The organism is Flavobacterium anhuiense (genome assembly GCF_050990855.1).
Classification (GTDB): domain Bacteria; phylum Bacteroidota; class Bacteroidia; order Flavobacteriales; family Flavobacteriaceae; genus Flavobacterium; species Flavobacterium anhuiense_C.
On the sequence record NZ_CP158861.1, the window covers coordinates 3,606,705 to 3,620,320 of the forward strand.

At 35.2% G+C, this 13,616-nt stretch carries 9 protein-coding genes; 3 read left to right on the top strand and 6 right to left on the bottom strand.

The window, feature by feature from the left end:
* Positions 1-131: 131 nt before the first annotated feature.
* Positions 132-2,552 carry a phenylalanine--tRNA ligase subunit beta gene (gene pheT / locus ABTV69_RS16040; RefSeq protein ID WP_433830505.1) on the bottom strand — a complete coding sequence of 807 codons (2,421 nt, stop codon included), beginning with the start codon at positions 2,550-2,552 and terminating at the stop codon, positions 132-134.
* 274 nt (positions 2,553-2,826) lie between these two features.
* Between pheT and ABTV69_RS16045 the strand changes: the two genes are divergently transcribed.
* From ABTV69_RS16045 to ABTV69_RS16055, 3 genes are all read left to right on the top strand, one after another.
* The gene (locus tag ABTV69_RS16045; protein WP_433830507.1) at positions 2,827-4,332 is read left to right on the top strand and encodes an aldehyde dehydrogenase family protein; all 1,506 of its coding nucleotides are present in this window, start codon (positions 2,827-2,829) and stop codon (positions 4,330-4,332) included.
* A 61-nt stretch (positions 4,333-4,393) separates the two neighbouring features.
* Positions 4,394-5,428: an alcohol dehydrogenase AdhP gene (gene adhP / locus ABTV69_RS16050; RefSeq protein ID WP_433830509.1), complete on the top strand. Its 1,035-nt coding sequence runs from the start codon at positions 4,394-4,396 to the stop codon at positions 5,426-5,428.
* A 68-nt stretch (positions 5,429-5,496) separates the two neighbouring features.
* Positions 5,497-5,868 (top strand): DUF779 domain-containing protein, encoded by a 372-nt coding sequence (locus tag ABTV69_RS16055; RefSeq protein WP_433830511.1) that lies wholly within the window; start codon positions 5,497-5,499, stop codon positions 5,866-5,868.
* 78 nt (positions 5,869-5,946) lie between these two features.
* Here the strand turns inward: ABTV69_RS16055 and ABTV69_RS16060 are convergent, their stop codons facing one another.
* From ABTV69_RS16060 to ABTV69_RS16080, 5 genes are all read right to left on the bottom strand, one after another.
* Positions 5,947-6,870, bottom strand: a complete 924-nt coding sequence (locus tag ABTV69_RS16060; protein WP_433830513.1) for an AraC family transcriptional regulator — start codon at positions 6,868-6,870, stop codon at positions 5,947-5,949.
* A gap of 183 nt (positions 6,871-7,053) precedes the next feature.
* Entirely contained in the window at positions 7,054-8,055 is a 1,002-nt protein-coding gene (locus ABTV69_RS16065; RefSeq protein ID WP_433830515.1) for a hypothetical protein, read from the bottom strand.
* Positions 8,056-8,236: 181 nt separating this feature from the next.
* Positions 8,237-9,100: a bestrophin family protein gene (locus tag ABTV69_RS16070; RefSeq protein WP_433830517.1), complete on the bottom strand. Its 864-nt coding sequence runs from the start codon at positions 9,098-9,100 to the stop codon at positions 8,237-8,239.
* Between the two features lie 26 nt (positions 9,101-9,126).
* On the bottom strand, positions 9,127-10,437 hold the full coding sequence (locus ABTV69_RS16075) for a TolC family protein (protein WP_433830519.1): 1,311 nt from the start codon (positions 10,435-10,437) through the stop codon (positions 9,127-9,129).
* 36 nt (positions 10,438-10,473) lie between these two features.
* Positions 10,474-13,572, bottom strand: coding sequence for an efflux RND transporter permease subunit (locus ABTV69_RS16080; RefSeq protein ID WP_433830521.1), 3,099 nt, complete (start codon positions 13,570-13,572; stop codon positions 10,474-10,476).
* Between the last annotated feature and the right edge of the window lie 44 nt (positions 13,573-13,616).

A 13,616-nucleotide genomic window follows, 5' to 3' on the forward strand; every position in this document is an offset into this window, starting at 1 on the left:
GGCTTAAATGAGCCTTTTTTAGCAAATTGTAAAATTTGTAGCCAAAATAAAAACCTAAAAACGTGAAACTAGAATAAAAAAGAAAACCCGACAATACTCTTATCGGGTTTTCTTTTTTGTAGCTAAGAAAATTATCTTAAACTTGCGCCAAGTTCAGTTTCAAAAGTCTGTTGTAATTTAGACATGATTTTATCAATCTGAGCGTCGGTTAAGGTTTTAGTATTATCTTGAATAGTAAAACTCAAAGCATATGATTTTTTTCCTTCTGGTAATTTATTTCCTTGGTAAACGTCAAACAAATTGATGTCTTTCAGAAGCGTTTTTTCTGTCTGCTTCGCTAAATTGAAAATGCTTTCGTAAGTCGTTTTTTCATCAATTAATAAGGCTAAATCACGGCGAACTTCTGGGTATTTAGGAATTTCAGTATACTTAATTTTTCCAGTAATGATTTTTAAAACCAAATCCCAATTAAAATCAGCGTAATAAACGTCTTGTTTAATTCCGAAATGTTTCAAAATAGGTTTTTTAACAACACCCATTTCAACTAAAATATCATTATTGTAAGTAATTGCAGTTCCTTCAGAATAAATATCTGATTGAACAGGTGCGTTACTAATTTTTTCAATTCCTAAACGAGACAAAATCGCTTTCACGTATCCTTTCAATAAGAAGAAATCTGTTGTTTTCTGCGGGCTTGTCCAGCTTTCTTTATTTCTATTTCCAGAAACCAACAAAGAAAGGTGTTTGTGCTCTTCGTATCCGTTTAAATATTTATGGTATGTTTTTCCAAATTCAAATAATTTTAAATCTGAATTTTTTCTATTAATATTATAAGAAACCGCTTCTAATCCAGAGAATAGCAAAGATTGGCGAAGTGTTGCTAAATCACTGCTCAATGGATTTAGCATTGAAACATTATGTTCTTCTTTTAATGAATTCGATAATTTTGCATAAGCTGCAGTGGTCAATGAATTGGCCATCATTTCATGGAATCCTTGCGAATTCAACTGAGACGCTATTACATTTTGTACTTTATAATCTTCTGTTCTTGGCGAATTTGCAACTGTAGCGTTAAATTTCTTAGAGAAATTAATGTTGTTATAGCCATAAACTCTTAAGATTTCTTCAATAACGTCAATCTCACGTTGAACGTCAACGCGATATGCAGGAATAGTTAAGCCTAAACCAGTATCAGAAACGCTGTTTACTTTAATGTCTAAAGAAACTAAAATCTTCTTAATGGTGTCTTTTGAGATTTCTTGTCCAATAATTTTAGAAACATGGCTAAAATTCAATAAAACTGAAAAATCTTCCACTTTTTTAGGGTAAACTTCTACCACATCAGAAGTGATTTTTCCGCCAGCAACTTCTTGAATTAAAAGAGCTGCACGTTTTAAAGCATATTCTGTGATCGTTGGATCAATTCCTCTTTCAAATCTAAAAGAAGCATCTGTGCTTAATTGATGTCTTTTTGCTGTTTTACGAATGCTTACTGGATCAAAATAAGCGCTTTCTAAGAAAATAGAAGTAGTTCCTTCTGAAACTCCAGATTTTTTTCCTCCGAAAACTCCAGCAATGCAAAGCGGACCTTTTTCGTCGCAAATCATTAAATCTTCTTTATGAAGTGTTCTCTCCACATCATCAAGCGTAATAAATTTAGTTCCTTCAGCGACCGTTTTTACAATTATTTTACCGTTGATTTTTGCAGCGTCAAAAGCGTGTAAAGGCTGTCCTAATTCGTGTAAAACATAATTAGTAACGTCAACAATATTGTTTTTTGGAGTTAATCCGATAGCTTTCAAACGGTCTTGCAGCCAACTTGGAGATTCGTGTACCGAAATTCCAGAAATAGTTACACCGCAATATCTTGGCGCTAAATGAGAATCTTCCACATTTACGTCAATTTTAAGCGTACGCATGTCAACTCTAAAATTGCTTACAGAAGGCGTAATCAATTCTACGTTTACACCGCGCTGCAACATTCCTGCTCTTAAATCACGAGCAGTTCCGAAATGGCTCATAGCATCGGCACGGTTTGGCGTTAAACCGATTTCGAAAACTTCATCGTTTGCAATTTGGAAAACTTCAGATGCAGGAGTTCCAGGAACCAAATCTTCTGCCAAAACCATAATTCCGTCATGGCTTGTTCCTAAACCTAATTCATCTTCAGCGCAAATCATCCCATGACTTTCTTGTCCGCGGATTTTTCCTTTTTTAATGGTAAATTCTGCACCTTCTTTATCGTACAAAACGGTTCCAATTGTGGCAACAGGCACTTTTTGTCCAGTCGCTACGTTTGCTGCACCGCAAACAATCTGGATAGGAGCTTCTAAACCAACATCAACTGTAGTAACTCTCAATCTATCAGCATCAGGATGTTTTTCACAAGTTAGAACGTGTCCAACAACAACGCCTGCTAAACCTCCTTTTATTGATTCGTATTTTTCGACAACTTCAACTTCTAAACCTAAATCTGTTAGTAATTCAGAAGTCTGCTCAGATGTCCAATCTGTTTTAATAAATTGTTTTAACCAGTTGTAAGATATTTTCATTGTAGTTATTTAATTCTTGAATAAGGTTACAAATATAAGGATTGCGGTTTGGAGTAAGAAAAAATTAAGTAGTTTTTTCTAGTTGTTTTTTCATGGAAATAAAATGTAATAGTTTGAGCTTTTAATAATTTCTGTCTTTAAATTTTAACAAATGAATAGTTTGAAGGGTTAAAAAAATGGAATGTGTAATTTTTGTGCTACAAGATGGATGAAAAGTGCTATTCTGTTTCTTTTTATGAAGCTAAATTTGAAGTAAATCAAAAAAAAGAATATTATGAGTACCGCAGTAAAAAGACCTGACTTTAAGGCAAAGTATGATAATTATATTGGTGGAAAATTTGTTGCACCAATTTCAGGAGAATACTTTGATGTTGTTTCTCCAATTGATGGAAAAGTATTTACCAAAGCAGCACATTCTGGAAAAGAAGATTTAGAATTGGCAGTAGATACAGCCTATGAAGCTTTTAAAACTTGGGGAAAAACCTCTGTGACTGAAAGAAGTATTTTATTAAATAACATTGCACAAAAAATTGAAGATAATTTAGAATATATCGCCGCGGTTGAAACGGTAGATAATGGAAAACCAATTCGCGAAACACTTGCAGCAGATATTCCATTAGCAATTGATCACTTTAGATATTTTGCCGGTGTAATTCGTGCAGAAGAAAGTTCTATTGCAGAACTAGATTCTCAAACCGTTTCTATTGCTTTAAGCGAGCCTCTTGGCGTTGTGGCACAGATTATTCCATGGAATTTCCCAATTTTAATGGCCGTTTGGAAAATTGCTCCAGCACTTGCGGCAGGAAATACAATCGTATTGAAACCAGCAGAAAGCACTCCAATTTCTATTATGGTTTTAATGGAATTAATCGGAGATATTCTTCCTCCAGGAGTTCTAAATATTGTAAACGGTTTTGGTGCAGAATTAGGCCGTCCATTAGTTACTAATAAAAAAGTATCAAAGGCGGCATTTACAGGGTCGACAGCTACAGGACGTTTAGTAATGCAATATGCTACAGAAAATATTATTCCAGTAACTTTAGAATTAGGCGGTAAATCTCCAAATATTTTCTTTCCTTCTGTAGCAGATCATGATGACGATTTCTTTGATAAAGCAGTTGAAGGTGCAGTATTGTTTGCTTTAAATCAAGGAGAAATCTGTACTTGCCCTTCTAGATTATTAATTCACGAAGATATTTACGACAAATTTATTGCAAAAGTAATTGAAAGAACCGAAGCCATTATTGCAGGAAACCCGTTGGATAAATCGACGATGATAGGTGCTCAGACTTCGATTGTTCAGAAAGAAAAAATTATGTCTTACATCAAATTAGGAAAAGAAGAAGGTGCAGAATTGCTGACAGGAGGAGATGAAAATAAATTAGGAGGCGATTTAGAAGGCGGTTACTACATAAAACCAACTTTATTTAAAGGGCACAACAAAATGCGAATATTTCAAGAAGAGATTTTCGGACCTGTTCTAGCGGTTACGACTTTTAAAACTACTGAAGAAGCAATCGAAATTGCAAATGATACCATGTATGGATTAGGTGCTGGAGTTTGGACAAGAGATGCGCACGAGATTTATCAAGTTCCTAGAGCGATTCAGTCAGGTCGCGTTTGGATTAATCAATATCATTCTTATCCTGCGGGCGCTCCGTTTGGTGGTTACAAACAATCTGGAATTGGTCGTGAAAACCATAAAATGATGTTGAGCCAATACCGCCAAACCAAAAACATGCTGATTTCTTACGACAAAAAGAAATTAGGGTTCTTTTAAAGAATATAAACTTGACAATAGAAAATCGATAGGTTTTCTATTCTCTTAAAACCATAGAATTATGCTTCCAAAAACCATGAAAGCTGCGGTTGTTCGTGAATTCGGTTCTCTTTTAAGAATAGAAGAGGTAGAAGTGAAACGCCCAGGTAGAAATGAAATTCTTGTAAAAGTAATTGCAAGCGGAGTTTGTCACACTGATTTACATGCTGTAGAAGGCGATTGGCCAGTTAAGCCTAAAATGCCTTTAATTCCAGGACATGAAGCCGTTGGTTATGTTGTCGCGGTAGGGCAGGACGTGAAAAATGTAAAAGAAGGAGATGCAGTTGGTGTACCGTGGCTGTATAGTGCCTGCGGTGGTTGTGATCATTGCATTACAGGCTGGGAAACTTTATGCGAGAGCCAGCAGAATGGCGGTTACAGCGTAGATGGCGGATTTGCTGAATATGTAATCGCAGATGCTAGATATGTTGGAATTTTGCCTTCTAATGTAAATTTTATTGAAATGGCCCCCATTTTATGCGCTGGGGTTACCGTTTACAAAGGATTGAAAGAAACAGAAGTGAAACCTGGAGAATGGGTCGCAATTTCTGGAATAGGAGGATTAGGGCACGTTGCAGTGCAATATGCAAAAGCTATGGGAATGAATGTTGCCGCAATTGATATTGGAGATGATAAACTGGAACTAGCAAAAAGATTGGGTGCCGATTTGGTTGTGAATGCTAAAAATCAAAATCCTGGAGAATTCTTAAAGAAAGAAGTAGGTGGAATGCATGGGGCATTGGTTACCGCAGTTTCTCCGATAGCCTTTAAACAAGGGCTTGAAACTTTGAGAAGAAAAGGTACAATGGCATTAAACGGACTTCCTCCAGGTAATTTTGATTTGTCTATTTTCGATACGGTTTTGAATAGAATTACCATAAGAGGTTCTATTGTGGGCACGAGGAAAGACATGAAAGAAGCAATTGAATTTGCAGTTGATGGAAAAGTTAAAGCAACAGTAACGCCAACAAAATTGGAAGATATCAATACTGTTTTTGACAAAATGAAAAAAGGTGAAATAGAAGGAAGGGTTGTGCTAGATATAGCACAAGCTTAAAAAGGTTGGTTATGTTAAAGCAGTGAATTCTTAATTGAATTTGCTGCTTTTTTTAATTATGAAAAATTATGATGAAGCGAATTGATGCTACAGAAAAAGCAATAGAATTGATTAAAGTTCTGAAAGAAAAACACGGTGATCTGATGTTTTATCAAGCAGGTGGATGTTGCGAAGGCACACAACCGCAATGTTTTGAAAAAGGCGGCTATTATCAGCGAACAGGCGATGTTTGCATTGGCGTTATTGAAGACACTGAATTTTGGGTCGATAAAGATTTATTTGAATATTGGAAACATGCACATTTTACATTAACGGTTATTGATGCCTTTGGAGTAGGAGGTTTTTCATTAGAGACGCCGCTCAAGAAAACATTCCAAATAGAATACCGCATCTTCACACCCGAAGAAGAAAAAGATTTGGAACCTGTTACTTTTTTTTGAGGTTAAAAGGAACAGAGGAATATAGGTTCATAGGTTGTGAGCTTTGTTGCTTTGTTGCTTTGAGCCTTTGTCCCTCTGTCAAGCAACATACAATAGTTGATACTGTTTCGGTGTAATTCCTTCGTGTTTTTTAAACAATCTGATAAAGTAGTTAGCGTCTTCAAAACCGGCTAGATAACAAACTTCGTTAATTTGAAGTGTTGGATTTCTCAAGAGGTTTTTAGCACATTTTATTTTTTCATTTAAAATATACTCTATCGGACTCATTCCGAGTTCGCGTTTAAAGAAACGGTAGAAAGAAGTGGTGCTCATGCAAGCTTTTTCGCTTAACGTTTTTAAGCTAATGTTTTCTTTTAAATTTTCTTTAATATATTCGGTAACCTCTTTAATCGGATTATTGTTTTCAAGAAATTTTCCTTGATCTAAAGATTTTACGGTTTGCGTTTGAATAATCCTAATCAGCAATTCTTTTAAAGTTAAATCGGCAAAAATGTCTTTGGTGACCGATGTGCTCATACATTCTTTGATGAGTTTATTGATCGTCGCAGCCATTTCTACATTGTTGTAAAAGAAATAATTCTGATAGTTTAACTGCCAGTACATATTACTTCCTTCTTTTGGATATTGCTCGTTTAAGAAATTTAAGATTTCGGCGATTTTATCTTGATCAATTGCTAATGCAAGGCATTGTGTTGGATTGTTTTTTGAAGCTTCAGGAAAATCAATTTTCATTTCGACATTAGAAGGTACAATTACCGTTTCGCCAGGAAGATAAACGAATTCGGGATCATCAAAAAGATGCATGATTTTCTTGCCGCGAAGCATGCTCGTTACCACTAAATCATTAAATTTCAACGGAACTTTTTGTGTCGATTCGTAGGTTTCAAAGAGGTTTAATTCACAATGATTTAAATTGTAAATAGTTCTGTTTTCTACAAGAGTTTTTAATGATTTCTCTTGCGATAATTGAAGCGGATTGACTAAAAATCGTTGATTGTTCATTAAATTTAATTTTTGGTGACGACTTTAAATGTAATAAAAATATATTTACAGTTTAAATATTTAAGCCTTTTTTATGCTTTGTATAAGGCTTCTATTTTTCTGTAAAAGAAACAAATCGCAATAAAAAAAAGAGAGAATTAAAACAATCCTCCCTTTTTTACTAATTTCTATTTCTAATTCAAATTATTGAGTAGTACAAACTCCCGCATGAACAATTAACCAGAAACTTCCATCTCCGCTATAGGTTAAGTTGTAAGTGTCTGTGGTTGTATTGTTTAAATTATGCAGATTGCCATATTGCCCCGGAGCAGCGGTAGTTGGTTGACTGTCTGATAAATAAACATGTGATTCAGTAAAGACAGTTCCAGCGTGTGTGGCATTCAAAGTTACTTGAACACTGCTTCCTTGAATAACAACGGTGACAGTTCCCGCTAGATAGCCATTGTTGATATCGTTTTGTCCAGCACCTGCATACAAGTTATAGATGTAAGTTCCGTTAGCAACATTGGCATAAGAAGTAACCCAACCCCATTTTTCAGAAAGATTTAAGCTATTAAAAGTATTGTTTCCAAACATGTAAGCAGTGTCGCACGTAGTTTCGCCAGGAGGTGGTGGTGGATCGCAAGTTCTTAGGCAGTAGTTAAAGTAGGTTGCCCAGTTTTTCCCTGGGAATTTAATATCGCCTGCCCAGCCAGTTTCTGTTTTAACAACGGTTCCGTTTACAATGTTTTTCATACTAGAATGTGCTGCAATAAATAAACATTTATTGGCATCCAGAGCTATTGCTGCAAGTGGAATTGTAAAGGTGTAGCTTTGAACTAATGGGTTAAAAGTTTTTTTATACGGAAATTGCCCAGGAACAGGATTTCCGTTTTGTAGTGGTACATTGGCATAAGGACCTACGTATAAGTGTAGTTCGCTAAAATACCAATCTTGAAATGCAGTGTAGGTTACATAAAGATTTGTAGCGTCGTTTTCAATTAAAACTTTTCCAGCATTGGTAAACTGGCCAGCCATAATGTTAATTGAGATTGGATCGCAATTCGAATAAGTTCCTTTAGCAGTTGCAGAAGTAGTAGAACTATTCGTTTCTTTAGCCTCAGATTGAATGTCAGTATTTACAGGTTCGTTAGTACAATTGACAATCAGAAAAGCAAAAATAACAATGGTAATAATTTTTTTCATCGTAATAAAAGAGTTAAAAATTAGTAACACATAAGAATAAAGATGCAGTTTTAAATGAGGGAGTTTAAAATTGCTGTTACAAATTTTCGACTTATTTACAAGATTGCAAAAAATAGTCGTTCAATGATTTTATTAGCCGTTAAAGTGCTTCTTTTGTAAAATTTTGTAGGTATTTTAGAGGTTATATTAATTCCTCTACGTGTTTTTTAATATTTTCTGAAATTTTCTTCGTTGGCAGGTCGTTTTCATCATTTCCAAATGGATCTTCAATTTCTTCGGCAATAAGCTCTAAACTGGCTAATACATAGAATATGAAAACTACAACTGGAGCAACCAAATAACCAAGACTAACAGAATAGCCAAAAGGCAATGTCATGGTATAAAAGAAGATGAATTTCTTTATAAAAGCACTATAAGAGTAGGGAATAGGAGTGTTTTTAATACGTTCGCACGCACCACAAATGTCTGTAAAAGCAACTAATTCGTCATTTAGTGTAATTAGCTGCTCTCCAGATATTTTTTTAGCATCATACAAATCATTGATTTTATGATACATGATTCTTTTTAATTGATTTGGTTTGTGTTTATGCTGGTCAATTTCTAGCTCAACATCCTCAAACAGCATTTTGCCTGTATCATCATCTTTTAAATGCAGATGAAGGATATCGGCATACATAGGAATATATTTTCTAAAAAATTTTCTGTCATTTTCGTCTTTTAGAATTGCTGAAAGCTTTATGGCAAAATTACGGCTATTATTTACCAGTCCGCCCCAAAGTTTGCGGCCTTCCCACCATCTGTCATAAGCTGTATTGGTTCTAAAAACAAGCAAAAGCGAGATTACAAATCCAAGCATTCCGTGCATGATTGGAATATTGTGGATGTAATCGTTTTTGGTTACTTTAAAATAATGAAGTTCTAGATAACAGACGGCTGCAGAATAAATTCCAATGGCAATCATAATCGTAATCAGTTTTCTAACGGTATCCGATTTATGAAAATGAAAAATAAAAGTAAACCAGTCTTTGGTGTTATAAGAAATCATTTAAGTATGTTTTGAAACAAAATTACTTAAAAATTGATATTTCCAGCTAATTCTTTTAAGGCAATTTCAGATAATTTTGCTTCGTATTGCGCGTTGCTGTACCGTACTTTTGCGTTGACATAATTAAGCTGGGCTGTTCTAAAATCAAGCGTTGTAATGGTTCCGATTTTAAATTTGTTTAAAGTGATTTCTAAATTCTGTCTGGCAATCGCTTCGTTATCTTCTTCCAAATCAATTAACTCTAAATTGGTTAAGTATGTTTGAAAAGCAGTGCTCAACTGTGTATTTAGGGTTATGTTTTGCTGTTCGATAGCAAGTTGTGAATTTTCAATCTGTAATTTTGCGACCTTTTCATTACGATGCTGATTAAAACCATCAAAAATGTTCATTGAAGCATTAAAGCCATAATTTAAACCTCTAGAAGAAGTTGCACTGGTAAAACCTAAACTCGACTGGCTTTCAGAGAAATTATATCCTGATGTTAATCGTAAAATAGGGTAACGGTCTGCTTTTACTTGTTTTAACTGTAATTCGGCGATACGCTTATTGATGATTTCTGCCTCTAAACCTGGGTTTTGTTTTTGGGCTAAATCCATTAAATCGGCTAGAACCAATTTATTGTCCACTGTAACCTTATCGGTCACTTTAAAATCTATTTTTGGATCTCGCGCCAAATGCTGGTTTAGTAAAATCTTGCCATTGGCATAAGCTTCTTTTTGTCTCAATAAAGCAACCTGATCGGAGTTTAAGTCAACTTGTGCGTTTAAAACTTCTAGTTTTGAAGCTTTTCCGATACTAAAACGGTTTTTAGCCAAAGTCAATCGCTGATTTGAAATTACAATCGTAGTGTCCAACGCAGACAATTGCTGCTGCATTTGCACTAAATCATAATAAGCCGAATTTACTTGAGCAATTTTAACTAAAATAGTCCTTTTAAGTTCTGCATCGCCTAGTTTCTGAAGTTCTTTCAGCTGATCTAATTTAGCAAACATCTTCATTCCGTCAAAAACAGTCCATCCTAAACTTACTCCGTAGTTTAAGCTGTTGTTTTTGGCATTATCCAAAGAAGTAGTTGTTCCGTCTTGACGCGTTTGCGACGAATTCATAATACTATTATTGTCCGTCACATTTGCAGTCGCTGTTGGCAACATTCCAGCGTTCCCTATTGTTACGTTGGTTTCTGTTATTTTGGAATTATTTTTTGCAATTTTAATTTCAAAATTATTTTCCAGAGCTATAGACATAGCCTGCTCGATAGTAAGAACTTCCTGTGCCTTTGATTGGAAAATGCAAAGTAACAGGATAATTGCTGTACAGTATATTTTTTTGATATTCATATTCTTTTTCTTTAACCAAAGTATATTTTTTGGTTTCTATTTAATGCTGTCTCTTTCGTATTCGTCAATATGGTCAAATTCAGGATAATGTTTTCTCGCTTTAGACCACATTAAATAAATGGCAGGAATTACAAAAAGCGTTAATGCCAATGAGAAAATAGTTCCCCCCACAATTACAACTCCCATACCAATTCTACTCGTAGACGCAGCTCCAAGCGACATTGCAATTGGAAGCGCTCCTAATGCAATAGCCAAACTCGTCATTAAAATTGGACGTAAACGTGCTTCTGAAGCTTCTAAAATAGCTTCCATTTTAGGTTTGCCTTGTTCTCTCAACTGATTGGCAAATTCTACAATCAAAATACCATTTTTGGTTACCAGACCAATCAGCATCACCGTACCAATCTGGCTGAAAATGTTCCAAGTTTGGTTGAACAGCCATAAAGAGAATAAGGCTCCTGCAACAGCCATTGGAACCGTTAAAATGATAATAAACGGATCGATAAAACTTTCAAACTGTGCAGCAAGAATTAAGAAGATTAATAGCAAAGCCAGTCCGAAAGCGAAAGAAGTGTTAGAACTACTTTCTACGAAATCTCGAGATTCTCCAGCTAAATCGGTTGTAAAGCTTTCATCCAAAACTTTCGCTTTAATTCGGTCCATTTCTTGAATACCGTCGCCCATACTTTTTCCTGGTGCAAGACCGGCAGAAACTGTTGCTGACATATAGCGGTTGTTATGATACAATTGTGGAGGATTACTTTGTTCGTAAACCTTCACAACGTTATCCATCTGAATCAATTGGCCGTTTTTATTTTTTACAAACATAGAAGTCAAATCAAGCGGCTTGGATCGGTCTTTTTGATCAAATTGCCCAATAACCTGATATTGTTTTCCGTTTTTAATGAAATATCCAAAACGTTGTCCGCTTAAAGAAAGTTGTAAAGTTTGTGCTATGTCTAGAATTGAAATTCCTAAACTTTCTGCCTTTTCACGATCAATGGTAACGTTAATTTCAGGTTTGTTGAATTTTAAGTTGACATCTGTAATCGAAAACACATCACTTTTGCCTACTTCATCCATAAATTGAGGAATTTTTTCTCTCAGCTTGTCAAATGTAGGTGCCTGAATAATGTATTGAATTGGCAAACCACCGCGTCTGTTTACTGCAATAGTTGGCTGCTGAATAACGGATGTTTTAGCATCTGGATATTTCTTTGTCCATTTAGAAAGTTTTTCTGCAATTTCTTTTTGAGATCTTTCTCTTTCATCTGGCTGTTTTAGAGAAAGTCTGATAAAACCTGAATTTGCTGCAGAACCTCCAGAACCAGGTGCTGTAATAACAAGACTAACTCTTTTTTCAGGAATAGAATCATCAACCAATTGTGATATTTCCTGCATAAAACGGTTTGTGTATTCGTATGAAGAACCTTCTGGAGTCGTCATACGCATGGTTACAGAACTACGATCGTCGTAAGGAGCAGTTTCTTTTGGAAGAATGGTAAAAAACAAATAGATTAATCCGAAACACGCAATAAGAATTGGGAAGCTGATCCATTTTCTTTCCATAAATTTTGAAAGCGCTTCAGCATAACTGCTATTCATTTTTTCAAAGAAAGGTTCTGTTTTAATATAAAATTTAGATTTCTTCTGCTCTCCGCCTTTCATTAAATAAGCATTAAGCATTGGCGTTAAAGTCAGGGAAACGAAAGCAGATATCAATACCGCGGCACCAATTACAACCCCAAATTCTCTAAAGAGTCGTCCAACAAATCCTTCAAGGAAAATTACAGGCAAAAACACAGACGCCAAAGTAACTGAAATCGAAATTACAGCGTAAAAAATTTCGTTAGATCCTTTAATGGCCGCCTCAATTGGCGACATTCCTTCTTCTACTTTCTTGAAGATGTTTTCTGTTACTACAATTCCGTCATCTACCACTAAACCAGTAGCCAATACGATAGCCAAAAGTGTTAATACATTTATAGAGAAACCAAAAAGCCACATGATAAAAAATGTAGCAATCAAAGATACCGGTATGTCAATTAAAGGACGGAATGCAATAGCCCAATCTCTAAAAAACAGATAAATAATAATGATTACTAAGATGATTGATATTCCTAAAGTTTCCGCAACCTCTAGGACTGATTTCTTAACAAAAAGTGTATTGTCTAGAGCAATATTTAGTTTAATGTCTTTAGGCAAATCTTTTTTTAACGCTTCGTATTTTTTATAAAATTCTTTTGAAATATCGAGATAATTCGCTCCAGGCATTGGCACAATAGCAAGTCCGATCATTGGAAGTCCAGAAGAGGTTAATCCGGTTTCAATATTCTCTGGACCTAACTCTGCACTTCCGATGTCACTCAAACGCACAATTTTATCTCCATCTGTACGAATGATAATGTTGTTGAATTCTTCGGCTTTAGAAAGATTTCCAATCGTTTTTACGGTTAATTCTGTATTGTTTCCAGTCAATTTACCAGAAGGAAGCTCCACATTCTGAGCGTTTAATGCAGCACGAACTTCTGCAACTGTACAGCCATAAGCAGCCAGTTTCGCGGGATCTATCCATAAACGCATGGCATAACGTTTTTGACCCCATATCTGAACAGCGCTAACTCCAGGAATAGTTTCTAATCGCTGCGAAATTACATTTTCTGCATAATCACTCAATTCTAAGGAACTTCGCGTATCACTTTGAACCGTCATCGAAATGATGGATTCACTGTCGGCGTCAGCTTTAGAAACAACAGGCGGAGCGTCGATATCTTGCGGTAAATTTCTAATTGCTTGAGAAACTTTATCGCGAACATCGTTTGCCGCTTCTTCAAGATCCTTGTCAAGATTAAATTCGATTGTAATGTTACTGCTTCCTTGATTACTTGAAGAGGTAATGTTTCTAATTCCGTCAATAGCATTTACGGCTTTCTCAAGAGGTTCTGTAATTTGAGATTCAATAATATCAGAATTAGCACCGGTATAATTGGTGCGAATGGAAACCTGCGCAGGGTCGATAGAAGGGAACTCTCTAACCCCTAAAAATGTATAACCAATAAAACCGAATAATATAATTAATAGATTCAGTACTATGGTTAAGACAGGTCTTTTTATACTTGTAGTTGATAAACTCATTTGTAATTTTAGATTTTAGATTTCAGATTTCAGATTTAGTGCTA

Excerpts from the sequence above, each read along its gene's own strand:
- pheT (WP_433830505.1), bottom strand. The coding sequence starts at position 2,552 with ATGAAAATATCTTACAACTGGTTAAAACAATTTATTAAAACAGATTGG.
- ABTV69_RS16045 (WP_433830507.1), top strand. The coding sequence starts at position 2,827 with ATGAGTACCGCAGTAAAAAGACCTGACTTTAAGGCAAAGTATGATAAT.
- adhP (WP_433830509.1), top strand. The coding sequence starts at position 4,394 with ATGCTTCCAAAAACCATGAAAGCTGCGGTTGTTCGTGAATTCGGTTCT.
- ABTV69_RS16055 (WP_433830511.1), top strand. The coding sequence starts at position 5,497 with ATGATGAAGCGAATTGATGCTACAGAAAAAGCAATAGAATTGATTAAA.
- ABTV69_RS16060 (WP_433830513.1), bottom strand. The coding sequence starts at position 6,870 with ATGAACAATCAACGATTTTTAGTCAATCCGCTTCAATTATCGCAAGAG.
- ABTV69_RS16065 (WP_433830515.1), bottom strand. The coding sequence starts at position 8,055 with ATGAAAAAAATTATTACCATTGTTATTTTTGCTTTTCTGATTGTCAAT.
- ABTV69_RS16070 (WP_433830517.1), bottom strand. The coding sequence starts at position 9,100 with ATGATTTCTTATAACACCAAAGACTGGTTTACTTTTATTTTTCATTTT.
- ABTV69_RS16075 (WP_433830519.1), bottom strand. The coding sequence starts at position 10,437 with ATGAATATCAAAAAAATATACTGTACAGCAATTATCCTGTTACTTTGC.
- ABTV69_RS16080 (WP_433830521.1), bottom strand. The coding sequence starts at position 13,572 with ATGAGTTTATCAACTACAAGTATAAAAAGACCTGTCTTAACCATAGTA.